The following is a 25,708-nucleotide window of genomic DNA, read 5'->3' on the forward strand; positions in this document are numbered from 1 at the left end:
CTTCGCGGGCAACCGCAACAACCTGCTCGATCGTCAGATTGTCGCCGTCCAGAATGATAGTGCTCATGTGTAGTCCTTTGAGATGGGGGATGAGGGCCGGTTTCCCGGCTGCTTCGTTTACTCTTGGTCGAGACGCATCAGCGTTTCGGCGAGAAGGTTTGCGGCGGAGACGAAATCGGCCGTATCGGTCCATTCCTCCGGGCAATGGCTGCGGCCGTCCCTGGACGGCACGAAGATCATGGCGGCCGGCGCCAGCCGGGCGACAAAGGCGGCATCATGACCGGCGCCCGAGGCAAGCGGACGGGTCCTGAGGCCAAGATTTTCTGCAGCGTTGGCGATGGTTTCCTGAAGATGCTGGTCGCAGGGCACCGCAAAGGTGCGGCTCAGTCGCGAAACTAAGGCCGTGCAGCCTTCTGCCCTGGCGGCTTCGCCGGCCATGGTTTCGGCCGAAGCCAGGAATTCATCCATGGCGCTGTCGTCTTCGGCGCGGATGTCGACGATGACTTCCGCCCCGCCCGGCACGACATTGGCGCCGTTCGGTTCCAGATGGGCAACCCCGGTCGTGGCGGTGAAATGGCCACGGCCCTGGCCGGCGAGATCGCACGCGCCATCACGGATTGCCAGCATGAAGCGGGCAGCCGCAAGGCCCGCATCCTGACGCATGGTCATCGGTGCGGTGCCGGCATGGGCGGCGATACCTTCGAAGCGGACCTTCAGCCGCCCGATCCCGGCAATGCCGGTGACGATGCCGATCGGCAGGCCTTCGGCTTCCAGCACCGGTCCCTGTTCGATATGGATCTCGACAAAGGAGCGGATGTCATCGCGCAGCGGCTTGCCAAGGGCGGCGGTGTCGCCGCCGATCCGGTTGATTGCTGCGTCGAGCAGTTCCTCATCCGGGCCGATGAGGGAAAATTCCTTCGGCCCGAGCGCGCCGGCCATACCGCGGCTGCCGACACAGGAAAGGCCCCATTCGCTCGGCTCTTCCGCAAGGAAATCAACCAGTTCGATCGTGTGACGCGGCGTGTAGCCACTGGTCTTCAGCGCGCGGATGGCGGCAAGACCACAGGCAATGCCGGCAATGCCGTCGAACCGGCCCCCGGAGGGAACGGTGTCGGAATGCGAGCCGGTCATGATCACGCCGGGCTCGGATCCCTCCAGACGGCCAATCAGATTGCCGGCGGCATCAAGGCGAACGCTCAGTCCTTCCGCCTCGAAACGGGTCTTGAGGTAATCGCGGCCCTTCAGGAACATCGGTGTGAAGGAACGCCGCGTCCAGGGTTTGTCGGGTTCGGTGATTGCCGCCAGCTGATCGAAATCGGCCTGCAGCGGCTGGATTTCGACGGCGGCGAGGTTGATGCGCTCACTCATGCTGCATGACCCGGAAGCGGACGGGAGGGTCGCACAAAGCGTCCCGCGCCCGGTTCTGCCAGAACATCGGTGCCGTCAAAGATCGCCTTGCCGCGCTGGAAGGTCGCGACCGTCGCGTGGCGGATATTCATGCCCTCATAGGGGCTCCAGCCGACGACATTGTGGCCACTGGCCGACGCATCGTAAATGCGCGGGCGCTCTGCAAAGACGGCGATATCGGCATCAAGACCGAGCTTCAGCCCGCCCTTCTGATCGGCGATGCGGAACAGACGTGCCGGATTGCCGGCCATCAGCCGCGCGGCAATGGTCAGCGGCAGGCCGCGTTTGGTCAGTCCGTCGAGGAACAGGCTCGCCATGACTTCAAGGCCCGGCATGCCCGAGGCATTTTCCAGCATGTTGTCGGAGGATTTGGCCTTGAGGCTCCAGGAAACATGGTCGGTGGAGATCACCGTGACATTGCCAGCGGCAACCTGCTGCCACAGGGCCTCGCGCTCCTTCATCGTCCGGATCGGCGGGTTGCACTTGGCACGGCCGAGCAGACGGGAGACGTCTTCCTCTTCGGAGAGAACGAGATAGTGAATGCAGGCCTCGATGGTCGATTCAAAGCCCTGTGCGCGGTAGGCTGCTGCCATGTCATACCCACGGCTTGCCGAGCAATGGACGATATGGGCAGGGCAGCCGGTGGCAGCACCGAGCTCATAGACCTCGGCCGTTGCCAGCATTTCGGCAACGATCGGGCGTGACGCGGAATGGGCGGCATAGTCGGTGCGCCCGGCATCCTTCATCGCCTTCAGCCAGGTCTTGACGCATTCGTCATTCTCATTGTGAACACCGGCGGCAAGGCCGGTCTTGGCCACTTCGGCAAAGGCATCATGCAGCATCGGCGTGGTGATGCGCGGGAAGCGGTTGGGATCGGTCTCGAAGGTGGAGAACTTGAATGCCGCAGCCCCGGCTTCCGCCATTTCGGCGATATGGGCGGCGCCATGCAGCGGGTTGATCGTGCCGTAGAGGGCGAAGTCGACGCGGGCCTGCTCGCCCGCACTTGCGGCCTTTTCAGCGATCATGTCGGCGGTGGAAATCAGCTTGCCGGCATCATAGGGCATGTCGACGATGGTGGTGACGCCGCCGGCGGCTGCCGAACGGGTCGACCAGACAAAGTCTTCCTGGTCCTTCTGCGAACGCGAATGAACCTGCGGATCGATGGCGCCGGGAAGAATGAGCGCGGACCCGAAATCATGGGTTTCGCGGGCAGCGGGCGGCGTGCCGGTACCGAGGCCTGCAATCTTTCCATCGCGAACGGCGACAAATCCGCCTTCGCTCACGCCGTCTTCCGTAACAAGCGTGCCACGGATCACCGTATCGAAGTCACTCATTTCGTCTTCCTTTCTGTCCCCTTCTGTCCTCAGGCCGGTTTCATGCCCGGCGCGGGCTCGTCATGGGGAAAATGGCAGGCCGCGAACTGTCCGCCCGGGGCCTCGGCAAGCGTCGGCGTCACGCTGGCGCATTTGTCTTGCGCCCGCGGGCAGCGCAGCCGGAAGGCACAGCCTTCCGGCGGGCGGATGCGCGAGGGAACGGCGCTGCGGGGCGCGGCCGGTGCGGTCGACTGATCGAGATCGATCACCGGCACGGCCTCGAGCAAGGTGCGTGTGTAGGGATGGGCGGGGCGGTCATAGATTGCCTTGGCATCGCCAATCTCGACGATCCGGCCCATATAGAGCACACAGACACGGTCCGAGACATTCTTCACCACGGCGAGATCGTGCGAGATGAAGATCAGCGCCAGCTTGCGCTGCTCGCGAATGTCCTGCAGCAGATTGATGATATGGGCCTGCACCGAGACATCGAGCGAGGCGACCGGCTCGTCGCAGACAATCAGCTGCGGCTCGACGGCAAGCGCGCGGGCAATGGCGAGGCGCTGGCACTGACCGCCGGAAAACTGGTGCGGCTTGCGACCGGCAACCTGTTCGCGGGTAAAGCCGACGGCGGCGAGCGCTGCATCGACGCGCTTGTCACGCTCGGCGCGGGAGACGCCCTGGATCTCGAGGCCCTCGGCGACGATATCCTCCACCTTGCGGCGCGGATTGAAGGAGGAAACCGGATCCTGGAAGATCATCTGCAGATGCTGGCGCATGCGGCGCATGTCGCCGGCCGACAGGCTGTTGATGTCCTTTTCCTCGAAGGTGATCGTGCCTTCGGTCTCGGTGTTGGCGGCGCCGAGAAGGCGCAGGACCGCGCGGCCGATCGTGGTCTTGCCCGAGCCGCTTTCGCCGACCAGTCCGAGGGTTTCGCCGGCGGCGACATCGATCGAGACATCATCGACCGCCAGCATGGTCTTGCCGGAACGGGTGAAGCGCACCGAAAGATTTTCAACCGTCAGCAGGGCGGCATCGCGCATGGTCGGGGCAGGGGTCTGATTGTTCATCTATTCGGCCCTTTCCGTTTCGGCGTGGCTGATCACGGGCCCGTCGGGCTGGCCGACCGGGAAATGGCAGGCGAAGCGGTGGTTGCCATCGCGGTTCACGGTCATGTGCGGCATCGTCTCGTGGCAGATGGCCTCGGCTGCCGTGCAGCGCGGGGCAAAGGGGCAGCCCTTGCGGCCAACCGCAAGCGAGGGCGGCGAGCCCGGAATGGTGGTGAGCTTGGCATGGGCCGGCTGGTCCATCTTCGGCATGGCTGAAAGCAGGGCTTGCGTGTAGCGATGGCGCGGATTGCGGAACACGACATCGGTCTTGCCGTATTCGACGATATGGCCGCCATAGAGCACCAGCAGTTCATCGGTCCGCCCGGCAACGATGGCGAGATTGTGCGAGACGATGATCATCGACATTTCGCGTTCGCGCTGCAGCGCCTGCAGCAGGTCGAGCACTTCCTTCTGCACCGTCACATCAAGCGCCGTTGTCGCTTCGTCGGCAATCAGAAGCTCCGGCTTGCAGGCAAGGGCTGCGGCAATCATGATGCGCTGCTTCATGCCACCGGAGAAATGATGCGGGAAATAGCCGTAGCAGTCTTCGGGATCGGGAATGCCGACAACGCCGAGCAGTTCGATGGCGCGGGCGCGGGCGTCCTTCTTGGTGAGGCCGAGATGGGCGCGGGCGGCTTCCTCGATCTGGCGGCCTATGCGCACAAACGGGTTGAGCGAGGTCATCGGGTTCTGGAACACCATGCCGACGCGGCGGCCGGTGAGTTCGGCGCGCTTCTGGCGCGGCAGGCTCAACAGATCCTCACCATCGAAGAAGATGCGGCCGTCAACGCGCATGCCGTTGGGCGTGATGCCCATGATCGCCTTGATCAGCATGGATTTGCCGGCACCGCTTTCGCCGACAATGCCGAGTGCGGTTTTTGCGTTCAGGCGGAAGACGATATCTTCGAGCACGCGCACAGGGCCGCTGTCGGTTTCCAGTGTGCAGGCGATGGTGTCGACCTTCAGCAGCGGATTGTCTTTTTCTGTCTCAGCCATGTCATGCACTCCGGTCGCGGCTGTTGAGCCGTCTGGCGAAATAGTCGCCCACCGTGTTCAGCGCATAGACCGTCAGCACGATGGCGAGGATCGGGCCGAGGATCAGAAGCGGAAAACGGCTGATCAGGTCAGTCGAGGCGGCGATCATGCCGCCCCAGGAGGGCGCGGGGGCCGGGATGCCGTAGCCAAGGAAGGAGAGTGAACCTTCCGTCACGATCAGGCCGGCCATCAGCGTCGGCATGATGGCGGTCAGGGCGGGCACCAGGTTCGGCAGGATCTCCTTTAGGAGAATGCGGCGGTCGGAAGCGCCCATGGCGCGGGCGGCCAGCACATAATCACGGCTAGACTGCGAAATCACACCGCCCTTGGCGACGCGGGCATAGGTGCCGATGTCGAGAATGCCGAGCACCAGGGTGATCGTCATCACAGACGAACCGGTGACTGCAACGAAGGCCAGCACGACGAGGATCGACGGCAGCGACGACATGGTGTTGGCATAAAGATCGACGATGCGCTCGACGATACCGCGGTAATAGCCGGCCAGAAGACCGAGCATCAGGCCGCAGCAGGCCGAAAGCAGCGTTGCAAACAGCACGATGGTCAGCGAGGCGCGAGCGCCCCAGATGACGCGGGACAAAATGCTGCGGCCGATCTCGTCGGTGCCAAGCAGTCCGTTCAGCGTCAGGCTTGGCGGCTGGGAAAAGTCGCCATAGGGAAAGATCGGGCTGACAAGGCCGGGAATGAAATTCACGAAGGCAGCGGCGAGAACCAGAACGATCAGGAACACCGCAGAAAGGACTTCGAAGGCCGATGCCTCGGGGAAGCGCAGGCGCCGGGTCCTGGGCAGGGCTGCCTCGACGATCGCCGCAAGGGTCGCCTTGTCGCTTTCTTCGGGCAAGCCGGTCGGAATGTGGGATGACTGGCTCATGCGACATCTACCCTGGGATCAATGATGGCGTAGCAGAGATCAACGAGAATGAAGATCGCGACGAAGATGACAACTGTCAGCGAGAGGATGCCCTGAACGACCGCCAGATCATGGTTCTTGACCGCCGAGAGCACGGTCCAGCCGATGCCGGGCACGGCGAAATAGGCCTCGACGACAAAGGAACCAGCCAGCAGATAGGTCATCGACATGCCCATGACCGTGATGATCTGTGGCAGCGCCGGCCGCAGCACATGGCGGAACAGGATATAGCTGAGCGACAGGCCCTTGACGCGGGCAACCTGAACGAAATCTTCCTGCAGGGCCGTAACAAACTCATTGCGGGCAACGCGGTAGAGATAGGCGCACTGATGGGCCGCAAGACACATGACGGGAAGACAGACATACCAGAGATTGGCGAGCGGATCGTCGGAGAAGGAGGCCCAGCCGGTTGCCGGCAGCCAGCGCAGGATCAGCGAGAAAAGATAGGACAGCAGCACCACGATGACGAAGGTCGGCACCGCCAGAAGCAGCGACGAGACGGACCGCATCGCCGTGTCGGCGAATTTGCCCGGATGGCTTGCCGTATACATGGCAAGCGGCACGCCGATCAGGAAGGAGACCAGCTGGGCGAGAAGCGCGATTTCGAAGGTCACGGATGCACGGTCGATCAGAAGCTGGGACACCGGCTGCTGGGAAAACAGCGTAACGCCGAAATCGCCATGGATCACGCCGCCGAGCCAGTGCAGATAGCGCTGGAAGATCGGCAGGTTATAGCCATATTCAGCATTGAGCTTGGCAATCTGTTCCTGGGTGGCATTATCGCCGAGGATCAGCTGGGCCGGCGAACCTGGCGACAGATTTGCAAGCGCCGTGGCTGCAAATGTGACCAGGAAAAATACCGGTATACCAGCCAGCAGCCGCATTCCGATCGCTTTTCCATAAAGCAGGACGCCGTTTCTCAAGGCACCGCTCCTTCTGTTCTTGTCTTCGCGCCCGAATTTCAGGCGGGGACGGGGTTATCCGTTGATCCGGTCCCCGCCTTTTTCAGGGCGAGGTGACCGCCTCAGACCTTCTTCCATTCAGCTTCGGCATCGAGCCAGCCGCTGTCGCGTTCAAGCAGCTGCTTCTGCTCGGCCTTGGTATAGCCGCCCATGTCATGCTCATCGGCATAGCGGGTCGACTGGTCGGCGAAAACGTGACGGCCGTAATCCATCATGCCGAACATCGAAGCCTTTTCCAGATAATGCATGGTGACGAGGTTGAAGCCGAGTTCGGCGATCTCGTCGAGGGTGACGAAGGGCTTGCCGTCAATGGTGGCGACATCGCCGAACATCTTCCAGCCGGGCAGAACCTTGGCGACCTTCTTGCACTCGTCAAGCGTGCGCAGCCCGTGGACATAGGTCATTTCGGCGCCGAGTTCGGCAGCGCGGACACAGCGCTCGATCGCATCGTCGAGGCCCTTTTCGAGCTTCGATTCCGAGCGGGCGATGATCACGCAGTCGGTGCCTTCGCAGGCTTCGATGCCGGCCTTGATCTTGGCGAGCCAGAGTTCGGCGGATACGACTTCATGGGTAACATTGCCGTCGACCTTGCCGGCGAGCGTTGCCTCTTCCATGGCGCGGCCGAAGCGGGCATAGCCGCGTTCGTTCGGCGTATCCTCGATCAGGATGGCAGCGGCACCGGCCTTGGCCAGGCGCTTGCAGGTACGATAGGCCTGGGCGACGTCGCCAAAGCCGTCATCGGCATCGATGATCAGCGGCAACGGGGAGTAATCGGCAATCCGGTCGGTGGCCCAGATCAGTTCTTCCTGATTGTGCAGTCCCATATCGGGAACGCCGGACATGGAGAAACCGACCGATGCGCCGCTCAAAAGTGTGGCCTTGAAGCCGGCCATTTCGGCGGCCTTGGCGGAATAGCAGTCCCAGACGCAAGGGGTGAAGACCTGTTCGCGGGCGAAAAGCTCGCGGAAAGTGGTTCTGGGTCGCTTGTCGAACATGTGTGATGGCCTTTTTTTAAGGGATGGTTGTTCTTCCGCCGGGGCGGGACACTGAAATATCGGCCGGCCCGGGTTGCGATCCGCCCTGAGGCGGATCGCAGTCGTCACATTCTGGTTTACTTCTTCGCCTGGCAGGCGTCGTCGCAAACATAGAGATACTGCTTCTGCAGCATGCCGCCGTCAGACGGGACGATGCCGCCGGTGTTGTCGCGCAGCAGCAGGAAGCGCGTTTCCGAACCGAAGATATAGAGCGGCAGGTCCTCTGCGACCATCTTCTGGACGTCGAGATAGTCAGCCTTGACCTCGGCGTCGTCCATGGTGGCGCTGGCGGCCTTCAGCTCTTCGTCCATCTTCGGGTTGCTGTACTGGCCCCAGTTGTAGATGCCGTCGGATGCCAGATGACCGGAAATGGTCGGCTCGGCGCCGTTGGCAACCAGAACGCCGCCGTCGACGCAAAGGTCGAAGTTCAGCTGGTCCTTGCAGGTGGTGGTCAGCATGGCCTGATCGACGATGTCGACGTCGACCTTGACGTTCTTGTAGGCGCTCATGACCTGCTGAACGTAGGACGCCAGACGCTTCAGGTCGGAGTTGGAATAGGTGACCAGCTTCATTTCGAACGGCTTGCCTTCATCGGCCAGCTCATTGAAAATCTTCTGCGCATCTTCCGGATTGTATTCCGGCAGATTGTATTCCGTCTGGTAGTAAGGCGAGACCTGAGTGAAGTAGTTGTTCGGCGTGACATAGCCACCGGTCTGCGTATAGGCCTGCATCAGGCGCGAACGGTCGATCGCCTCATAGAAAGCCTTGCGGGCACGCACATCGGTGAAGGGGCCGGACGTCTGGTTGAAGAAGGCGCGGTAGAGGCCCGGGATCGGGATCTCATGGGTGGCAACACCGGGCGCCTCAGCATTGGAACCGAACTGGTAGGGATAGCCGGCCATCATGGTCGCGCCGCCCTGAACAACGGTTGCGATACGGCTGTTGGTTTCCGGGATGATCTTGAAGTTCAGCGTGTCGAGATAGGGACGCGGCTGATCCCAGTAGTTGGGGTTGCGCTTCAGCGTCATGGAAACGCCCTGGTCCCAGCTGTCAAAGATGAACGGGCCGGCGCCGACAGGCTTGATGTCGGACTTCTGCTTGGCAGCGGCCAGTTCCTTCGGCGAACCGATGAAAGGGGCCTGCTGGGCAAGCTGCGAACCGAAGTTGCGGTTCGGCTGGTCGAGCGTGATCGTCAGGGTCAGCGGATCGATGATCTTGATGCTCTTGTCCCAGGACGAAACGAAAGCCTGGGTCGGAGCCATGGTTTCCGGGTCGGCCATGCGATCCCAGTTATACTTCACGGCTTCGGCGTCATAGGCTTCGCCATCGGAAAAGGTGATGCCGGGGCGCAGCTTCAGCGTCCAGGTCTGGGCGTCTTCACTGGTCAGGCTTTCGGCCATGCCGCCCTGGATCTTGCCGTTGACGTCGATATAGACGAGCACGCCGTAAATGGCGTCACGAACGTCCATCGGGCCACCCGGATAGGTGCCGTTGGTCAGCGCCGGATCCCAGCTGGTGATATCCGAGCCGTTAATGATGGTCATCTCGCCGCCGGCGATCGGCTGCTGGTCGTCAGCAACGGCCTTGGTGGCGATCGCGCCCGAGACGACGGGGCCGGCTGCTGCAAGCGCCAGCGCCATCATCAGCGCGCGACCAGAGGTGAGAAAAGTGCCGGAACGGCGCTTCGAAGTGAATGGCATTGCCTGTTTCTCCAATCTCTCCGTCCCTCTATGAGCGGACGGATACATGTTCCCGATTGTGATTTCTATGCGGCATGGGTTGCATGCCCCGATACGAACCGCCTGCTAGTGGTCCGCCTGATCCGTGTCCCTCCATCTCCTGACGGCCGGATGGCTGATATCAAACAGGTCGAGTGCCCGGCCGACACTCTGATTGATGATGTCGTCGATCGTCTTGGGCTTTGTGTAAAAGCCCGGAACGGGGGGCATGATGATCGCGCCGCTGCGGGTCGCCTGATCCATCAATGCGATATGTCCGGCATGAAACGGTGTCTCGCGCAGCATCAGCACGAGCCGGCGACGTTCCTTGAGGCAGACATCGGCTGCCCGTGTAATCAGGTCTTCGGCGTAGCAATGGGCGATGCCGCTGAGCGTTTTCACCGAGCAGGGCGCGACCAGCATGCCGGCGGAGCGGAATGAGCCGGAAGCAATCGCCGCACCGATATCCTTATGGCTGTAATTGACGTCGGCGAGCGCGCGGATTTCGTCCGCGCTCATGTCGATGCCCTCTTCCTGTGCGGTGCGGATCGCCGATGGCGAGATCACCAGATGGGTCTCGACATCTTCGATCGCGCGCAACATTTCGAGCGCGCGGATGCCGTAGCAGGTCCCGGATGCTCCGGTGATGGCGACGATCATACGGCGCATTGTCGTCTCCTGTTTCCGGCGCTCCGCGCGCTTTGTCCGTTGCTTCCGCTAGCGAAGGGGAGAACTGTCATGGCAGAAGGTCCGGACGGATGGTTGAGAGAAGGCTGCGCATGCGGGCATAGGCATCCTCGGGCGGCAGGGCCTTGTCATAGCCCTGTGAACGGTCGCCTGCCTTCATCGTCGCGTCGTAGCCGATCTTGGCGACAACGCCGCCGTCTTCCTGGGCTTCCGAGCGGTCGGCCGGCAGGTCGCTGATGATCAGAACGTCACGTTCGGCGCGCATGCGGGTCATCTTGGCAAGTTCGACGGCCGCCAGATCCCACGGATCGACATCGGCATCGATAATGGTGACATTCTTGATGATGCTGACGGCCCCCCAGCAGATTGCCATGGCGCGGCGCGCCTGGCCGGGGCGGGGATCCTTCAGCTGGACGATCACATCGTTGCGGCCGGAACCGGTGGCGGTTACCGCGACATCACCGACATTTTGCAGCGCGCGGGAAAGCTGGGCCTTCAGCGAGGCTGCAATCGGCACGGCGGCGATGAAGATATGTTCGGCGTGATAACCCGGTTCGATCACCTGGAACATGGCGTCTGCCCGGTTGGTGCGAGCCTGGAAGGTGCAGATCAGGCCACTGCCGTAATCCTCATACATGCCGTGATATTCGGAAACCGGTCCTTCGACCAGCGGCCGGTCGGAATGGATCAGACCTTCGAGGACAACCTCGGCTTCGGCCGGAACGAGCAGGTCGGAGCTCACGGTTTTGGCCATGCGTACCGGTGCGCCGAGCAGGGCGCCGGCATTCTCCATCTCGTCATCGCCGAGGCCGAGATAGAGGCAGGCGGCCAGCTGGATGGCAGGGTGGGCGCCGAGCACGACGGCGAAGGGCAGCGGCTTGCCCATGGCGGCCGCCTTGCGGGCCATGATGGCGAGGTGGTGGTTCGGGGCAATGCCGATCATCGCCTCGTTTTCATTCAGCACTTTCAGCCGGGCATAGGAGGCATTGCCGAGACCGGTTTCGGGATCCTTCGCGATGATCATGCCGGCGGAGATGTAAGGGCCGGTCTCACGCTGGAAAAAATGCGGAACCGGCAGGCCGGCGAGAACATTCTCGCGGACGACAACCTCCTGGACCGGAGCGTTGTCGATGATTTCCGGCTTGATCGGATTGCGCACGGCGTCCGTCAGTGTCTTCTGGATCTGATCGACAGAAACACCAAGTGCCATTGCAATGCGTTCGCGGCTGGTCAGAAGGTTGCCGAAGAGCCGTATGTCGGAGCCTTCGATTTTGTCGAAGCGCACGGCAGCGCGGTGGTCGGCGAGCGACAGCATCGCCGATACATCGAACTTCGCACTGACCGGCTTGTCGACAACGAGCAGTTCGCCCTTGCCCTCAAGAGCATTGAGAATGCTTCTGCATGACTGATCATCCGTGCGGGTGTTTTCCGCTGCGGGGATCGGGGAAATGGTCTTTTCAGCAACAGACGTCACGCAGGCAGTCCTTCATCACATTCAAATTATGAAAATGATTATGAGAGACGGGTTCCGGCCTTGGTAGCGGTCTGAAACCGAAGCGGCCCATAGGAGAAATTGAACTGAAGCCCCTCTGGGTTGTGTTTATATCTTCGGATATCGGCAGGGTAGAATTTCGGGTCGCGACCTTTGGCGGCGGACCTTGGTGCGGGCAGCCGGTACCCTGTGGCCGACTCGTCGCATTTTTGCTGTCTGGGCTGTGGAAAACCACTATTCTCCGGTGCTTAAGTGATGTATCGATTGCACAGGGCAGCGCTCCTGCCGGTACCTTTCCTTTCATTTCTGTTTTGTGCTGGTCCTCATGCCCAAGACCCTGTCGCTCGTCTATTCGAATCCCGTGCTCAGATTGTCTGCCGCGGGGCTTTTTTTCTTTGGCTTTGCCGGTGCTGCGACCTCGCCCTATCTGTCGATCATCGGCATTCAGGAGCTGGGCATGACGGACCGCGCTTATGCGATGGTGATCCTTCTCGGCGCCCTAGTCTCAGTGGTGGCGAGTATCCTGATCGGCTCGCTCGCCGATCGGATCGGCAGTTTCAGGGTTTCGCTGATGGTCACCAGCCTCACTGGTGTCATCGGGTTTCTCTGGGTCTATCTGCTGCCGTCGCAATCGTCTTTCACGATCGCCAAAATACTGTTCATTCCCTTTTTCACGGCCCTCAATCCGCTGATCTTCGCCAATGTCCGGGTGCAGATCGTCGGCCGGCCCTATCAGGAAATGGTGTCGGTGAACTCGGCCGTCCGCGCCGTGCTGTCCCTGTCCTGGGTGCTGGTTCCGGGCGTGGTCGGCGCCCTGCTGGCGGGCAGTTCCAGCATGCTGCCGTCCTTTCTGTTCGCCGGTCTTGCGTCACTTGTCTGTGTGTCGCTGTTCTCGCTTTCGGGCCATGAGCCGGAAGCCGTGGTTGCCAATCGCCGCAGCGAGCCGTTTCTGAAGGCTTTTGCTGCCTTTGCTGGGGCGGGACTGTGGATCCGCCTGCTGGCGATCTCGCTGATCACGGCGATGATGCATATGTGCGGCACGGTGCTGCCGCTGATCATTACCGGTCAGGCGGGCGGCACGGTCTCGGATGTCGGCCTGCTGGTTGGCATTGTTGCGGGCCTGGAGATCGTTTTCATCATCTTCTGGTCCTATGTCGAGCGGGTCTTGCCGCATGTGGTCACGCTGGTGATCGGCGCGGCGGTCTATGTCGTCTATCTCTATCTGCTCGGCCATGTCAGCGAGCCCTGGCAGGCCTATGCGCTGACGCCGGTCGCAGGCCTTGGCGCCGCCGCGATCATCTCCGTGCCGATCACCTATCTGCAGAATCTGATTGAAGATCGTCCCGGGGTCGGCAGTTCCCTGATTTCGGTCAACATGTTTGCAAGCGCCGGACTTGGTGCAGGCCTGTTTGCGCTTGGAACCCGTTTCACCGACTATTCCGGCACGGCCGTCCTTTCGGCCGCCGCTGGTCTCATCGGCTGCATTCTTGTCCTGGCGCTTGACGGACCGAAGCGGCAGCGCTGAACAGCTGACAAGCAAAAGGCCTCCCGGTTGCTGCCGGGAGGCCTCAGATTGCTGAAAAACGCACCCTTTTCGCTGACGTCATGCCTGTGCTTGTCACAGGCATCCAGCCGACGCGCGTCTGCGCGGCGAAAGACTCTTTTAATCCAATGCCCTGAAGAGCCTGGATCCCCGTGACGAGCACGGGGATGACGAAAGAGGGGAGGCGGCTATTCCATCCCAAACAAGCAATCTGAATCGCTTTGTCAGCAGCCTGAGGCCTCCCGGTTGCTGCCGGGAGGCCTTTGTTCGGCTGGCCGGTGCTTTCAGGCGTTTTCGTAGCGGAAGCTGTCGAAATCGGCGGAAAATGTGCCTCCGGCGAGGTCATAGGCGGCCATGCCGATGAAATTGCCGGTGAAGCTGCCATTGACGCCACGTCCGCCTTCATCGGACAGCACCGAGGCATCGAGCGTCGGACCGACCGGCTGCCAGTCACCGTCATCAATGGCGTAGCGGAACTGCAGCACGACACCGTCAATCGCGAGGCCGAGCCGGACTTTGCCTTCGCCCGGCAGCACAACCGGCTGTCGCAGCGCGAAGTTCAGCGATGATTCCGGCCATGATCCGGCACAGGATATGATCGAGAGTTCCCGGCCGCCCTGACCGTCGCCGGAAATCGCCAGATAGTGGAATTTCGAGCGGTTGTAATAGGCAATCAGTCCGGCCAGATGCTGGAAGCTTTTCGGCTGAGCATCGGTCACAGTTTCGGCCCGGCAGGCAAATTCAGTCTGGCGGCGGGCAACGAGCGCCTGTTCGAACCAGCTGCCGATCGATTGACGGCCATAAAGGCGCAGATGGCCCGGACGGGCCGACAGGCTGAACAGACGTTCCGGCTGCGGGCTTCGCAGCCACTGGAAGTCGATCGGCAGATCCGGGCTGTCGAAATCGGTATCGGTGACATCGGCAATTGTTTCGCCGGCTGTCACGCCCTTGGGTGTCTCGACCTCAAGTGCCGGTGCCATGCCGCCATGGGCAAGGCGCGGCCAGCCTTCAGCATCAAAAACAACCTTCTGGATCGAGGTCTCGCGGCCGAGCACGCTGCGTCTGACGCCCGGCATCGGCCGGCTCATCAGGTGTACCATGTAGAATTCACCCTCCGGCGTCTCGATGATCGAGCCATGGCCGGAGCGCTGGATCGGCGATTGCGGATCGTCGCGGCTGGTCAGCAGATGCAGATCGGGATGGTCCTCATAAGGGCCTTCGAGATTTTTCGAGCGGGCGACCGAGACCGTGTGCGTATAGCCCGTGCCGCCCTCGGCGGTTACCATGTAATACCAGCCATTGAAGCGGTAGAGATGCGGTCCCTCGGTAATGCCGGCGGAGGTGCCGTGATAGACGACCTTCGGTTCGCCGATCAGCTTCTTCTCGTCATGGGAATATTCCTGCAGCACGATTCCGGCAAAGGCGGTTGGCTTGCGGCGATAGTCCCAGAGCTGGTTGATCAGATATTTCCGTCCGTCTTCGTCATGGAACAGTGAAGGGTCGAAGCCGGAGGCATTGAGATAGACGGGATCCGACCATGGACCTTCTATGGCAGGGGCGGTGACCAGATAGTTGAAGCTGTCTTTGAAGTCGCCCTCGGCGCGCTTCATGTCGGTGTATATCAGCCAGAACAGGCCATCGGCATAGGTGAGGCAGGGCGCCCAGACGCCGCCGGAATCCTGCTCGCCGCGCATATCTAGCTGGGAGGCGCGCTCCAGCGGCCGCTTGACCACCCGCCAGTTCTTCAGATCTTGCGAGTGATGCAGCTGCACGCCCGGATACCATTCGAAGGTCGAGGTGGCGATGTAGTAGTCCTCCCCGACCCGGCAGATGCAGGGGTCGGCATTGAAACCACGGAGGATGGGATTGGCAATCATTGCCATGATGAATTCCTTTTTGGAAATGGACGTCCGCTCAGCCCTTCACGGCGCCGCCGGTCAGACCTGCGACGATGTATTTCTGGGCAGCGAAGAAAAACACGACCGCCGGCACCATGGTCAGCGTCACGAAGGCGAGCACGCGGCTCCAGTCGGTCATATAGGCACCGCGATACTGCATCATGCCGAGCGTCCAGGTGTAGGCGGGCTGTTCGTTGAGAACGACCAGGGGCAGCAGGAAGTTATTCCAGCTCTGCACGAAGACGAAGGTGGCAACCGTCGACAGGATCGGCACGGACAGTGGCAGGGTGAAGCGGAAGAAAAAGCCCATATAGCCGATGCCGTCGATCTGAGCTGCCTCGAACAGTTCCTTCGGCAGCTGCTCGAAAAAGCCGCGAAACAGCATCATCGAGAAGGCGAGGCCAAAGGCGACCTGCGGAAAGATGACGCCCGCCGGACTGTCAAGCAGGCCGAGATCGCGGATCTTGATGAACAGCGGCAGAATGGCGGTGGCGAAGGGAAACATCATCCCGACGGTGAAATAGGCAAACAGCATCTTCTTGCCAAAGAAATGCAGCTGCGCAAAGCAATAGGCCGCCATGCCGGAGATGATCAGCGTCAGCACCACGCAGGAGACCGAAATGGTCAGCGAATTGCGTAGGTAGCCCCAGAATTCGCCGGAACCCAGAATATCGGCATAATTGCTGAGCACCCATTCATGCGGCAGGCCGATCGGCGAAATGCGCAGCTCGCCAAGGCTCTTGAAGCCGCCGAAGACGGTGATGGAGAGCGGCAGCAGAATGACGGTCGTCATCAACAGTAGGAAGATGACACGCAGCGCTGCACGCCAGTTGAACATGGTCTCGGAGTTCATCGTGCCGTTCCTTTCTCACGCTGGAAGGTCGAGCGATAGGTGAAGGCGAATGTTGCGCAGAACAGGAAGAGGATAATGCCGACGGCACTACCGAAGCCGATATTCATGCGCTGCAGGCCGAAGGTGTAGAGGAAGCTGACAATAGTATGCGTCAGGTTCGATGGTCCGCCATTGGTGAGGGGAATGATGATGTCGAAGACCTGCATGGCGCCGATGACGGAGAAGAACACCGACATGGTCAGCGCCGGCTTCAGCGCAGGCAGCTTGACATAGCGGATGACCTGCAGGGGCCCGGCGCCATCGATGGTGATGGCCTCGATCTGGTCCTTCGGGATCGATTGCAGGCCAGCAATATAGATCATCATGTGGAAGCCGAAATATTTCCACACGATCACCGTCATGATTGCGGTGAAGGCCCATTCGCGATTGGCCAGGATGTAGAAATTGTCGACATGCAGCCAGCGGGCGATCTCGGCCGCAAGACCATAGTCCCCGTCAAAGATGAAGCTCCAGATCAGGCCGCTTGCCACCTCGGCCAGAATATAGGGCAGGAAGAAGATCAGCCGGAAAACCGTGTTCGACCAGTGCTTTTCGTAAATCAGCAGCGCCAGGACGAGCGCCAGCGGCAACTGGATGAACAGCGAGGTGCCGATGATCTTCAGCGAATTGCCGAAGGAATGGAGAAAAATCCGGTTTCCCGCCAGCCGCTCGAAATTCTGCAGGCCGACGAAATCCGTCGGCGAACCGTAGCCATTCCACTTGTAGAGCGAGAAATGCGCCGCATCGATCATCGGCAGCATGACGAAAGTGGTGAAGAGAATGAAGGCGGGCAACATGAAGATCACGAGCGTTACCAGCGCATTCGAGGGGCGCCAGAGGACCTTTTTGACCCCGGCTTGTGTCTCAGTGAGGGTGCCGCCACCCGTCTGGATAGACATCCTGTCCTCCTGCCGTGCATGACGCGTTTTTCGGCAGGGCCGGCGCGCATGCATTCCTGAAAAGGCCCGGGCCGGAGCCGGTTATCAGCTTTCCGGCACGGGGAGAAATTGTGAAGGGAAAAAGCCCCGGCAGGAACTGCCTGCCGGGGGTGGGAGGATCACTCCATTTCGCGTTCGTCTTCCAGCGTCTGGGCGGCCTCTTCCGGCGTAACTGCGCCAATTGCGAGGTCGGCGGCGATGTCATTGACCGTGGCACCAAGATTGGGGCCAAAGGCCTGATCAAGATAGAGCTGCAGGTGGGCCGCATCACCGGCCATCTTGGAGACGGTCTGGAAATAGGGGTTGGTCAGTGCCTCGCCGGCACCCTTGGCAACCGGGATCCACTGACCGGCAGCGGCATATTTTTCCACAACCGGCTTGGAGACCCAGTATTTCAGGAAGTCGACGGCCTCAGGCGGTGCATCCTTGGTGACAACCCAGCCATTGACCCCACCGACGACATCGGTTGGCTCACCCTTGCCGCCCGGATAGGTCGGGAAGGTCATCATGCCGAGATCTTCTTCCGGCAGGCCCTGGCCGCTTGCCGAATTGCCCTTCTGGGTCGAGTAGTTCCACTGGCCAGCCAGTTCGAACAGGGCGTCGCCATCGCCGAACATGCCGCTTTCCTTGGCAAAGGTGGCGCTGGCAAAGCCCTGCTGGAATGGCTGAAGATCGGCAAGACGCTTGAATTCGGTCAGCGCCTTGATGAAGTCGGGATTGTTGAAGCCGCCATTTTCGCCGGCGCGCGCGGCGGCCAGTTCGTCGACACCCATGATCCGGGTTGCGAGATAGGCGACATAATAATGCAGCGGGAACTTGTCCTTGCCGCCGGCGACGATCGGCGTGATGCCTGCATCCTTGGCCTTCTGCACCGCGGCGAGGAAATCGTCCCAGGTCTTGATCGACGCGGGATCAATACCGGCTTTCTCTGCCAGTGCCTTGTTATACCAGAGCACGATCAGGCTGACCTTGGTCGGCCCGCCGACGATCTCATTGTTCACCGTGAAGCTCTGGACCGGACCGGGCGGGATGGTGGCGTCGAAATCGTCCTTTACCGAAGCCGTGATGTCCTGGGTCACGCCGCTCTGGAACTGCTCGTCGAGAACGCCGCCGGCCCAGGACCAGTAGAGGTCAGGGCGCTTGTCGGACTGAAGCACAGTCGGCAGTTTCGACTTGAAGGCGGAGTTTTCCAGATATTCCATCGAGATCTTGGTGTCGGGATGGTCGGCCTCATAGGCGTCGAAGACCTCCTGGTTGATTGTCTTCTCAAAGGCATCATTGGGTTCAATACCCATGATCCTGACGGTGGTTTCCGCCTGCGCGACGCCCATCAGGCTGAAAACGGCGACAGCGGTTCCAAGAGCAAGCTTGCTCGAAAATTTCATTTTTGATCCTCCGGTGGCGCATGACCTTCAACATCTGGTCAGGCGCATTTCCCATATGCCCTGCCGGAAACCGGCTCCGCGAACTCCCGGCACGGCGATCCTCCACGTTTCTCGCCGGCAATGTGGCCGGCTTTGAAACGGACATCCGCGATTATTCCGGAAAAAATAGAGAAAATGGAAAATTACCGGAAAAATATCGCCATGACGTCTGAAATGGAAAATTATCGATTCTGTTTTACCGAGTCAAGTTGCCGTCTGGTGCATTTGTCGCGTCCATAAGGGCGAAAATCTGCAATAAAAGCCATAAATATAGCGATTTTAGTGCCGTCGAGGCGATTGAAGCGTTTTGAATCTGATGGAAATCAAGATGGAAAAAGAAAAATAAAATCGCATATTTTCTTTTTCCATTTTCGTTGTTAGGCTCTGGTCAATCGAGTTGTGGCTGCGGCTGATCGCAGCTTGCAAGCGCGGCGATAAACTGGTGCCCTGTCCGGGTGAAAAGTCGGGAGGGTGTTGGGATGGATGGACAAGACGACATGCATGTGAGCGATGAAATCGTCAGGACGAAAGGCCGGAAGGCGGCGAGCGCAGCGACGCTGCATGATATTGCCGAAGCCTCCGGCGTTTCGATCAGCACGGTTTCCAAGGTTCTGAACGAGCGCGCCGGCGTCAGCCCGGATAATCGCGCCCGTGTGCTGCAAATGGTCGAGGAACTCGGCTACCGACGCCCGGATTCAAAGCTTCGAACCGGGCCGGAGATCGGTTCGGTCACCATCGTCACCTTTGATCGCTATGCCGCCAATGACCACTATTACGTCGATACGATGCGCGGTCTCACCGACGAGGCCCGTCATCTCGGCTGGGATGTGGCGCTGGATCTGGCGCTGATCGGCGATGGCTACACGAAAGTGTCGCCGGAAGCGCTGTTTCGCCGGGCGACACCGGAAAGCGTTGTCCTGCTTGGCATCGACCAGCCGCCGGTTGTCGAAGCGGTTGCGGCCCTTGGCTGCCCTGCCGTGATCGTCAACGGCATGGATCCGATGATGCGCCTGTCGAGCATTTCGCCCGATCACTATTACGGTTCCTATGCCGCCACGCGGCATCTGATTGAAAAGGGCCACAAGCGCTTCCTGCACGTTTCACACATCTTCCGCGACACGGTGGCCCAGCGTGTTGACGGCATGCGCCATGCGCTTGACGAAGCCGGGATTGGCTTCGATCCGGTCCGCAATGTGCTGGATACCGGCAGCGCCAATTTCTCGAGCCTTGATGCCAGCAACGCAATCGCGCGTCTGCTGGAGGAGGGGCGTTTTGATTATTCGGCGATCGTCTGCGCTTCCGACATGCTGGCGATTGGCGTGACCCAGGCGCTTTTGTCTGCCGGAATCCGGGTGCCGGAAGATGTTTCCGTCATTGGCTTCGACGATCTGCCGATCAGTACCCATTGCGAGGTGCCGCTTTCGACCATGCATATCGAGCGCGGCGAAATGGGCAGGCTTGCCATCCGCATGCTGGCAGAACAGGCGGCGGGAAAGCTGACCTCGAGACGGCGCGTCAGCATGACCATGCAATTGGTGGAGCGTCATTCCGTGGCGCCGCCACCGGGTGAAAAATAGCCCTCTTCCGAGGGAGGGGGAGCCACGAGGAGCGGCGACAGACCCCCAGCAATGTAAAGGGAGTGAGTTCATGGCGAATGTCAGTCTTCGCGATATCCGCAAGATCTATCCGAATGGTTTCGAGGCGGTGCATGGGATCGATCTCGATGTCAGGGACGGGGAGTTCATGGTCTTTGTCGGGCCTTCGGGCTGCGCGAAAAGCACCATACTGCGCATGGTCGCTGGCCTTGAGCAGATCTCCGATGGTGAATTGAAGATCGGTCCGTCCGTCGTCAACAAGCTGCCACCGAAGCAGCGCGGCATCGGCATGGTCTTCCAGAACTACGCGCTCTATCCGCATATGAAGGTCTATGACAACATGGCGCTGGGGCTGAAGATTGCTCATGTGCCGAAGGACGAGATCAAGAGCCGCGTCATGCATGCCGCCGAGCTTCTGGAAATGGTCAATCTCTTGGATCGCTATCCCAAGCAATTGTCTGGCGGACAGGCCCAGCGAGTCGCCGTCGGCCGCTGCATCGTCAAGCGCCCGGAGGTTTTCCTGTTTGACGAACCGCTTTCCAATCTTGACGCCAAGCTGCGTGCTTCGATGCGCGTGCGCCTGACGGAACTTCACCGCGAGCTGCGCAATAGCGGACAGCCGTCCACAGCCATTTATGTGACCCATGATCAGGTCGAGGCGATGACCATGGGCGAGCGGATCTGCGTGCTGAAGGAAGGCACGATCCAGCAGGTCGATGCGCCGACCGCGCTTTACGAGCGCCCGGTCAACGCCTTCGTCGCGGGCTTCATCGGTTCGCCAGAAATGAATATCCGCCCGGCAACGCTGGTTGCCAATGATGGCGCGCTGAACCTGCTTCTGGGGGAGAAAACCCTTGTGTCTCTGCCCGGTGCATTCGCTGAAAAGCTTTCCGGCCATGTCGGACGCAAGGTGCGTTTCGGCATTCGCCCGGAACATATCGGCACACCGGAAAGCATGGCGCTGCGCCGGCATGAGGAGGCGGTGGCCGCCAATGTTACCGGCACGGTGAAGCTTCTGGAGCATATGGGCAACGAGATCTATGTCTATTTCGATCTCGAGGGACTTCCCTTCGCTGCCCGCATTCCCGTCGATGATGCAAGGATGCTTGACGAGAGTGCCCGCGGCAAGCCGTTCAGCTTCTCCTTCGTCATGGAAAAGGCGCATGTCTTTGATGACGAGACGGGTGCCAATCTGACGCTGTGATCAGCCCTTATCGGCGATGAGGTGGGCGTAGCGGGCCAGGTCCTGTTCGCTGGCGATGGCTGCAAGCCGTTCGCGCTCGCTTTCATATTCAAGCATGCGTCCCGCGCGTTCCAGTGCCATTTCGGCATAGGCGCGGGAGGCCTTGCCATAGCCTGCTCCGGGCAGATGCTCCAGCGATTTCAGCGCTCGCTGCAATGCAATGCCAACCTCGATCAGCCCGGCGCCATCGCGTGAAATGCCGGTAAAGGCGGCATCGAAAAAGGCATTCGGCGCCAGTGGCATGATGTGGAGGCGGCGATGAAGCGGTTCTGTCTCGGCCTTGATTTCCCGCCCGGCAGCCAGAACACGCACCAGATTGTTGATGACGTCAATGGCGGTGCCGGGGTCGTTGATGCCGGGCGACATGGCGCGCATGGCGATCTGCGACAGAACCGTCAGACCGTAAAGCGGATCCTGGTCATAGCTGCGCTCGGCTCCCAGTGCGAAGGAGGCGCGGATCTTCTCGACCATCGCGTCGTCAGGCCGTTTCTTGCCGTCGCCTTTCAGCCCGGCAACAAAGCGGCCGGGCGTCACGAAGACGCCGGGGCGCTCAAGGATGTAGATATCTGCATCGATCTCTTCAGCGGCAGCATTGAGCGCCGCAAGATCGATGAAGCGCAGATAGCCCATGTGGTTATGCTCGATCAGCGTCAGGTCTTCCGGGGCGTCGTGGAACGGATTTGCGCGGAAAAGCGGTTCCTCACGAAAGGTGCACATGGCAAGGTGAGCTGCCTGTTCGACCTGCGCGATCGTATTGGAAACCTGGCCAAGGCTGCCGAGATGATTGATCCAGCGCAGCAGCATGACGACGATCAGCACGATCAGCATCAGCGTGACAGCAAACAGAACAAAGCGCCCGCCATCGCCGTAAAGGCCCGATTTCAGGGCAATCAATCCGACAAGAGAAAACAGGAAGGCACCGAGAAAGGTTGCCAGCGCGCCTTGCGCCGTGCGGTCCTGCAGCAGGTTGGAGACCGCACGCGGTGTCGCATTCTGTGCGGCTGAGGAGGTGGCGGAGACGAGCGTGTTCAGCGAAAAAACGGTAACGGTCAGCATGCTGGTGGCAATGATTTCCAGCAGCGATCCGACGGCATCAATCCCGGCAAAGTCACCGAGTGCGACCGGGATGTAGGGATCGAGAGCAGCACCGGCAAGCGCGGTGAAAACGCCGGCAAGGCAGAAGGCCGCGGCCATGAACCAGATCTGGCGCATCGCCTCGCGGATCTGAAAGAGCGACATGCCCAGTTTCACGTTTCGTCCCCTTCGCATTCTGCTGCCATGACGCTGAGCTTTCTCAACGTGTTGAGGTTGCGACCGGTTCCCTCATTCAGCCCCTTCAGTTTCAGCCGCGAGCGTCCAGTACCCGTCGGATAGTAGACGTGGATCGCGCGGCCGGTAATGCTCACCGTCTCGCCATCCGGCGCAACCATGGTTTCCAGCATGGCATGGTCCGGTGGTGCCTGAAAGACATAGATGATCGAGCGGGCAGGGTCGCCGCCAGGCGGGGCAGCGGCAAGCATTTGCCTGAGTTCGGCATGCGCGCGCAGAAATAGCTCGAAGTCCTGTCCGGTCATCGCCCGAAGGGCCTGCTTCAGCCTGGAACGGGCGGCATCTTCCTGAAGTTGCGTTGCAAAGACGGCGTTGCCGCTCTGGATATAGGTCCTGACGCCTGAAAACCCGGCCGCCTCGCAGGCCGCTTTGAGGTCGGTTGCGGCAAGCTTGCCCCGGCCGCCGACATTGACCGCACGCAGGAGCGCTATGAATGCGGTCATGTCGGTGTCCTCGCTTTGCTAGAGCTTGCCCGCCGCCTTGATGGCGAAGGCATATTCAAGGGCGATTTCCTCCAGCCGCTGGAACCGGCCGGATGCACCGCCATGGCCCGCATCCATGTTGGTGCGCAGCAGGATCGGTGCGTCACCCGTTGTCCTGTCACGCAGACGCGCCACCCATTTCGCAGGCTCCCAATAGGTTACCCTGGGATCAGTGAGGCCGCCGAGCGCCAGGATCGCCGGATAGGGCTTTTCGGCGACGTTATCATACGGGCTGTAACTCGCCATATAGACGTAGGACGCCTTCGAATCGATCGGATTGCCCCATTCGGGCCATTCCGGCGGCGTCAGCGGTAATGTATCGTCCAGCATGGTGTTCAGCACATCGACAAAGGGCACGGCGGCGATAATGCCGGAGAACAGCTCCGGTGCCATATTGGCAACGGCGCCCATCAGCATGCCGCCGGCCGATCCGCCCTCGGCGACGATCTGTCCGCGCGTGGTGAAGCCTTCGGCGATCAGCGCTTCGGCACTGGCAAGAAAGTCTGTGAAGGTGTTCTTCTTGGAAAACATCTTGCCGTCTTCATACCAGCCAAAGCCCTTGTCCTTGCCGCCGCGAATATGGGCGATGGCGTAGACGAAGCCGCGATCGACCAGCGACAGGCAATTGGTCGAGAAGGAGGCGGGAATGGTGATGCCATAGGCTCCGTAGCCATAAAGAAGGCAGGGCGCGGAGCCATCCAGCGGCGTGTTCTTGTGATAGACGATCGAGACCGGTACCAGCTGCCCATCTGCGGCTTTTGCCTGAATGCGGCGGGTGACATAGTCGTCCGGATCGTGGCCCGACGGCACGTCCTGCGTTTTCAGCAGAGTCCGCTCGCGCGTCGCCATATTGTAATCATAGAGCTGCGACGGCGTCGTCATTGACGAATAGGAAAAACGGATGACATCCGTATCATATTCCGCAGCGCCCTGAAGACCGAGTGCATAGGCCTCTTCATCGAAGGCGATCGCATGTTCCTCGCCGCTGTTGCGGTCGCGGATGATGATGCGCGGCAGGCCGCCGAAACGTTCGAGCCAGATGAGGTGGCGGGCAAAGGCCATGTGGTTGAGGATCAGCCGTCCTTCCACATGCGGCACGACTTCGCGCCAGTTTTCCTTGCCCGGCGCCGTCACGGGTGTTTCGACGATCTTGAAGTCCTTGGCGCCGTCGGCATTGGTGAGGATGTAGAAGACATCGCCACCTTCCGTCAGATCATATTCCACCTGGGTTTCGCGTTGCGCGACAAGCACCGGGGCCTGGTCCAGCCGGTCTGCGGCGAGCAGATGTGTTTCCGACGTCTCGTGGTCGTGAATGTCGATGAAGACGAAATCATCGAGCAGCGAACCGCCGACACCGACGAAGAAACCGGGATCCTCTTCCTCGTAAACCAGGACGTCAGTGCTCTGGGCAGTTCCCAGAATATGACGAAATACCTTGGAGGGGCGGTGGTTTTCGTCGACCTCCGTATAGAAGAAGCTTTTGCCGTCCGGTGCCCAGATCCCGTCGCCGCCGGTATTTTCGATCCGGTCGTCGAGATCCGTACCGGTCGCAAGGTCGCGGACACGCAGCGTATAGAATTCCGAACCCTTGTCGTCATAGCTCCAGATGCCAAGCTTATGGTCGCTGGAGTGGGAGAGCCCGCCAAGCCGGAAATAGGCCTTGCCTTCGCTTTCCCTGTCGCCGTTGAGCAATGTCGCGCGGATTGTCGCATCGTTGACATCGCCATCGCGCGGAATGCGAAAGAAATGCGGCTGTTCGCCGCCGGTAACGAAGCCGGTACCATAGGCGAATGGCCCGTCCTTCATCGGCACCGAGCTGTCATCTTCCTTGATGCGGCCGCGCATTTCGGCAAAAAGCGCCTTCTGCAGCGCTTCGGTATCCGCCATGGCAGCGCTCATATAGGCATTTTCCGCCTCCAGATGAGCGCGGATGTCCGGATCGAGAATGGCCGGGTCCTTGAACATGGCCTGCCAGTTGTCGGCGCGCAGCCAGGCATATTCGTCCGTGCGGGTGATGCCGTGGCGCGTGTCTGTGGCCGGGTGCTTGGGTGCATGTGGCGCTTTGGGCAGGTTGTTGAAGCGTTTTTCGGGCATGATTTTCCTTTCCCGTTTAGACGGGAAGATAAGTGGCTGCCACTTTTGCATCAAGATCCCTGTTCAATGTAGGCTAGCGCTGACACGGAATTCTATGCATAGTGCCGTCGCTTCAATTACAAGTTACTGCAAAAACTAGGAAAACAGGGAAACAAAGTACGATGAAAAAAAGGCTCGCTGCCGTCCTGTTGATTCTGGCCGGCTCCTGCCACAGCGCCTATGCCGAAAGCAAACGCATCGATAATGAACTCGAAAGGCTCGATCCGGAGGAAAGGCTCGAGCAGCGTTGCGACATCGAGGCCTTGAGCCGAATCGATGCAGCGCGCAAGGACATGTCACCCGACAAGGTGATCGCCTACACTTTCGGTGCGCCGAAGGTGAAGGGCACGATGATCGATGCAAAGGGAGCGGTGTTTCGCTCTCATGAACACTGGTATCGGTTGAGCTATCACTGTGAAACCGATCCGACAGAACTCAATGTGAAGAAATTCTCATTCAAGATCGGTGCGGAAGTGCCCCGCTCCAAGTGGGAGCATTACTACCTCTATCCGTAACCGTTCGGACACAATGATTGGGGGCCCGCGC

The 25,708-nt window shown here is 60.4% G+C and carries 22 protein-coding genes; 5 read left to right on the plus strand and 17 right to left on the minus strand.

Annotation, left to right across the window (positions count from 1 at the left end):
* Nucleotides 1-117: 117 nt before the first annotated feature.
* The 10 genes from HCK86_RS22815 to HCK86_RS22860 all read right to left on the minus strand — a co-directional run bounded on the left by HCK86_RS22815 (nucleotide 118) and on the right by HCK86_RS22860 (nucleotide 11,634).
* Nucleotides 118-1,368 carry a Zn-dependent hydrolase gene (locus HCK86_RS22815; RefSeq protein WP_176086801.1) on the minus strand — a complete coding sequence of 417 codons (1,251 nt, stop codon included), beginning with the start codon at nucleotides 1,366-1,368 and terminating at the stop codon, nucleotides 118-120.
* The gene (locus HCK86_RS22820) at nucleotides 1,365-2,741 is read right to left on the minus strand and encodes an amidohydrolase family protein (RefSeq protein ID WP_176086802.1); all 1,377 of its coding nucleotides are present in this window, start codon (nucleotides 2,739-2,741) and stop codon (nucleotides 1,365-1,367) included. Before HCK86_RS22820 ends, HCK86_RS22815 begins: the two co-directional genes overlap by 4 nt.
* A gap of 29 nt (nucleotides 2,742-2,770) precedes the next feature.
* Entirely contained in the window at nucleotides 2,771-3,790 is a 1,020-nt protein-coding gene (locus tag HCK86_RS22825) for an ABC transporter ATP-binding protein (protein ID WP_246739741.1), read from the minus strand.
* Nucleotides 3,791-4,825 carry an ABC transporter ATP-binding protein gene (locus tag HCK86_RS22830; protein ID WP_176086803.1) on the minus strand — a complete coding sequence of 345 codons (1,035 nt, stop codon included), beginning with the start codon at nucleotides 4,823-4,825 and terminating at the stop codon, nucleotides 3,791-3,793.
* Nucleotide 4,826: 1 nt separating this feature from the next.
* A complete protein-coding gene (locus HCK86_RS22835; protein WP_176086804.1) occupies nucleotides 4,827-5,753 on the minus strand; it encodes an ABC transporter permease in 927 nt (308 codons plus the stop codon).
* A complete protein-coding gene (locus HCK86_RS22840; RefSeq protein ID WP_246739742.1) occupies nucleotides 5,750-6,715 on the minus strand; it encodes an ABC transporter permease in 966 nt (321 codons plus the stop codon). Before HCK86_RS22840 ends, HCK86_RS22835 begins: the two co-directional genes overlap by 4 nt.
* A 101-nt stretch (nucleotides 6,716-6,816) precedes the next feature.
* On the minus strand, nucleotides 6,817-7,749 hold the full coding sequence (locus HCK86_RS22845) for an isocitrate lyase/PEP mutase family protein (RefSeq protein ID WP_176086805.1): 933 nt from the start codon (nucleotides 7,747-7,749) through the stop codon (nucleotides 6,817-6,819).
* A 116-nt stretch (nucleotides 7,750-7,865) separates the two neighbouring features.
* Nucleotides 7,866-9,488 (minus strand): ABC transporter substrate-binding protein, encoded by a 1,623-nt coding sequence (locus HCK86_RS22850; protein ID WP_176086806.1) that lies wholly within the window; start codon nucleotides 9,486-9,488, stop codon nucleotides 7,866-7,868.
* Between the two features lie 105 nt (nucleotides 9,489-9,593).
* Nucleotides 9,594-10,175 (minus strand): UbiX family flavin prenyltransferase, encoded by a 582-nt coding sequence (locus tag HCK86_RS22855; RefSeq protein WP_176086807.1) that lies wholly within the window; start codon nucleotides 10,173-10,175, stop codon nucleotides 9,594-9,596.
* A gap of 67 nt (nucleotides 10,176-10,242) precedes the next feature.
* On the minus strand, nucleotides 10,243-11,634 hold the full coding sequence (locus HCK86_RS22860; protein ID WP_176086833.1) for a UbiD family decarboxylase: 1,392 nt from the start codon (nucleotides 11,632-11,634) through the stop codon (nucleotides 10,243-10,245).
* A 376-nt stretch (nucleotides 11,635-12,010) separates the two neighbouring features.
* On the opposite strand from HCK86_RS22860, the gene HCK86_RS22865 reads away from it, so the two are divergent.
* Entirely contained in the window at nucleotides 12,011-13,210 is a 1,200-nt protein-coding gene (locus HCK86_RS22865) for an MFS transporter (RefSeq protein ID WP_176086808.1), read from the plus strand.
* 302 nt (nucleotides 13,211-13,512) lie between these two features.
* Here the strand turns inward: HCK86_RS22865 and HCK86_RS22870 are convergent, their stop codons facing one another.
* From HCK86_RS22870 to HCK86_RS22885, 4 genes are all read right to left on the minus strand, one after another.
* Nucleotides 13,513-15,105, minus strand: a complete 1,593-nt coding sequence (locus HCK86_RS22870; RefSeq protein WP_176086834.1) for a glycoside hydrolase family 43 protein — start codon at nucleotides 15,103-15,105, stop codon at nucleotides 13,513-13,515.
* 37 nt (nucleotides 15,106-15,142) lie between these two features.
* Nucleotides 15,143-15,979 (minus strand): carbohydrate ABC transporter permease, encoded by an 837-nt coding sequence (locus HCK86_RS22875; protein WP_176086809.1) that lies wholly within the window; start codon nucleotides 15,977-15,979, stop codon nucleotides 15,143-15,145.
* Nucleotides 15,976-16,917 carry a sugar ABC transporter permease gene (locus HCK86_RS22880; protein ID WP_246739743.1) on the minus strand — a complete coding sequence of 314 codons (942 nt, stop codon included), beginning with the start codon at nucleotides 16,915-16,917 and terminating at the stop codon, nucleotides 15,976-15,978. Before HCK86_RS22880 ends, HCK86_RS22875 begins: the two co-directional genes overlap by 4 nt.
* 158 nt (nucleotides 16,918-17,075) lie before the next feature.
* Nucleotides 17,076-18,341, minus strand: a complete 1,266-nt coding sequence (locus HCK86_RS22885) for an extracellular solute-binding protein (protein ID WP_176086810.1) — start codon at nucleotides 18,339-18,341, stop codon at nucleotides 17,076-17,078.
* Between the two features lie 20 nt (nucleotides 18,342-18,361).
* Between HCK86_RS22885 and HCK86_RS22890 the strand changes: the two genes are divergently transcribed.
* The 3 genes from HCK86_RS22890 (at nucleotide 18,362) to ugpC (ending at nucleotide 21,179) form a co-directional block, all read left to right on the plus strand.
* A complete protein-coding gene (locus HCK86_RS22890; protein WP_176086811.1) occupies nucleotides 18,362-18,553 on the plus strand; it encodes a hypothetical protein in 192 nt (63 codons plus the stop codon).
* 306 nt (nucleotides 18,554-18,859) lie between these two features.
* Complete coding sequence (locus tag HCK86_RS22895) at nucleotides 18,860-19,957, plus strand: LacI family DNA-binding transcriptional regulator (protein ID WP_176086812.1); 1,098 nt, start codon at nucleotides 18,860-18,862, stop codon at nucleotides 19,955-19,957.
* A 70-nt stretch (nucleotides 19,958-20,027) separates the two neighbouring features.
* Nucleotides 20,028-21,179, plus strand: coding sequence for a sn-glycerol-3-phosphate ABC transporter ATP-binding protein UgpC (ugpC, locus tag HCK86_RS22900; RefSeq protein WP_176086813.1), 1,152 nt, complete (start codon nucleotides 20,028-20,030; stop codon nucleotides 21,177-21,179).
* On the opposite strand, the gene HCK86_RS22905 is transcribed toward ugpC, so the two are convergent.
* The 3 genes from HCK86_RS22905 to HCK86_RS22915 are packed head-to-tail and all read right to left on the minus strand — an operon-like array spanning nucleotide 21,180 to nucleotide 25,123.
* Nucleotides 21,180-22,469: a DUF2254 domain-containing protein gene (locus HCK86_RS22905; RefSeq protein ID WP_176086814.1), complete on the minus strand. Its 1,290-nt coding sequence runs from the start codon at nucleotides 22,467-22,469 to the stop codon at nucleotides 21,180-21,182.
* Nucleotides 22,466-22,990 (minus strand): DUF1697 domain-containing protein, encoded by a 525-nt coding sequence (locus HCK86_RS22910; RefSeq protein ID WP_176086815.1) that lies wholly within the window; start codon nucleotides 22,988-22,990, stop codon nucleotides 22,466-22,468. The genes HCK86_RS22905 and HCK86_RS22910 overlap by 4 nt, the downstream gene beginning before the upstream one ends.
* A gap of 18 nt (nucleotides 22,991-23,008) precedes the next feature.
* Nucleotides 23,009-25,123, minus strand: a complete 2,115-nt coding sequence (locus HCK86_RS22915) for a S9 family peptidase (RefSeq protein WP_176086816.1) — start codon at nucleotides 25,121-25,123, stop codon at nucleotides 23,009-23,011.
* A gap of 161 nt (nucleotides 25,124-25,284) precedes the next feature.
* On the opposite strand from HCK86_RS22915, the gene HCK86_RS22920 reads away from it, so the two are divergent.
* The gene (locus HCK86_RS22920) at nucleotides 25,285-25,677 is read left to right on the plus strand and encodes a DUF930 domain-containing protein (RefSeq protein WP_176086817.1); all 393 of its coding nucleotides are present in this window, start codon (nucleotides 25,285-25,287) and stop codon (nucleotides 25,675-25,677) included.
* Nucleotides 25,678-25,708 lie beyond the last annotated feature (31 nt).

The organism is Martelella sp. HB161492, from assembly GCF_013184775.1.
In the GTDB taxonomy this organism is placed as follows: domain Bacteria; phylum Pseudomonadota; class Alphaproteobacteria; order Rhizobiales; family Rhizobiaceae; genus Martelella.

Coding starts and splice junctions, on each gene's coding strand:
- HCK86_RS22815 (WP_176086801.1), bottom strand. CDS start 1,368: ATGAGTGAGCGCATCAACCTCGCCGCCGTCGAAATCCAGCCGCTGCAG.
- HCK86_RS22820 (WP_176086802.1), bottom strand. CDS start 2,741: ATGAGTGACTTCGATACGGTGATCCGTGGCACGCTTGTTACGGAAGAC.
- HCK86_RS22825 (WP_246739741.1), bottom strand. CDS start 3,790: ATGAACAATCAGACCCCTGCCCCGACCATGCGCGATGCCGCCCTGCTG.
- HCK86_RS22830 (WP_176086803.1), bottom strand. CDS start 4,825: ATGGCTGAGACAGAAAAAGACAATCCGCTGCTGAAGGTCGACACCATC.
- HCK86_RS22835 (WP_176086804.1), bottom strand. CDS start 5,753: ATGAGCCAGTCATCCCACATTCCGACCGGCTTGCCCGAAGAAAGCGAC.
- HCK86_RS22845 (WP_176086805.1), bottom strand. CDS start 7,749: ATGTTCGACAAGCGACCCAGAACCACTTTCCGCGAGCTTTTCGCCCGC.
- HCK86_RS22850 (WP_176086806.1), bottom strand. CDS start 9,488: ATGCCATTCACTTCGAAGCGCCGTTCCGGCACTTTTCTCACCTCTGGT.
- HCK86_RS22855 (WP_176086807.1), bottom strand. CDS start 10,175: ATGCGCCGTATGATCGTCGCCATCACCGGAGCATCCGGGACCTGCTAC.
- HCK86_RS22865 (WP_176086808.1), top strand. CDS start 12,011: ATGCCCAAGACCCTGTCGCTCGTCTATTCGAATCCCGTGCTCAGATTG.
- HCK86_RS22870 (WP_176086834.1), bottom strand. CDS start 15,105: ATGATTGCCAATCCCATCCTCCGTGGTTTCAATGCCGACCCCTGCATC.
- HCK86_RS22875 (WP_176086809.1), bottom strand. CDS start 15,979: ATGAACTCCGAGACCATGTTCAACTGGCGTGCAGCGCTGCGTGTCATC.
- HCK86_RS22880 (WP_246739743.1), bottom strand. CDS start 16,917: ATGTCTATCCAGACGGGTGGCGGCACCCTCACTGAGACACAAGCCGGG.
- HCK86_RS22885 (WP_176086810.1), bottom strand. CDS start 18,341: ATGAAATTTTCGAGCAAGCTTGCTCTTGGAACCGCTGTCGCCGTTTTC.
- HCK86_RS22890 (WP_176086811.1), top strand. CDS start 18,362: ATGACCTTCAACATCTGGTCAGGCGCATTTCCCATATGCCCTGCCGGA.
- HCK86_RS22895 (WP_176086812.1), top strand. CDS start 18,860: ATGGATGGACAAGACGACATGCATGTGAGCGATGAAATCGTCAGGACG.
- ugpC (WP_176086813.1), top strand. CDS start 20,028: ATGGCGAATGTCAGTCTTCGCGATATCCGCAAGATCTATCCGAATGGT.
- HCK86_RS22910 (WP_176086815.1), bottom strand. CDS start 22,990: ATGACCGCATTCATAGCGCTCCTGCGTGCGGTCAATGTCGGCGGCCGG.
- HCK86_RS22915 (WP_176086816.1), bottom strand. CDS start 25,123: ATGCCCGAAAAACGCTTCAACAACCTGCCCAAAGCGCCACATGCACCC.
- HCK86_RS22920 (WP_176086817.1), top strand. CDS start 25,285: ATGAAAAAAAGGCTCGCTGCCGTCCTGTTGATTCTGGCCGGCTCCTGC.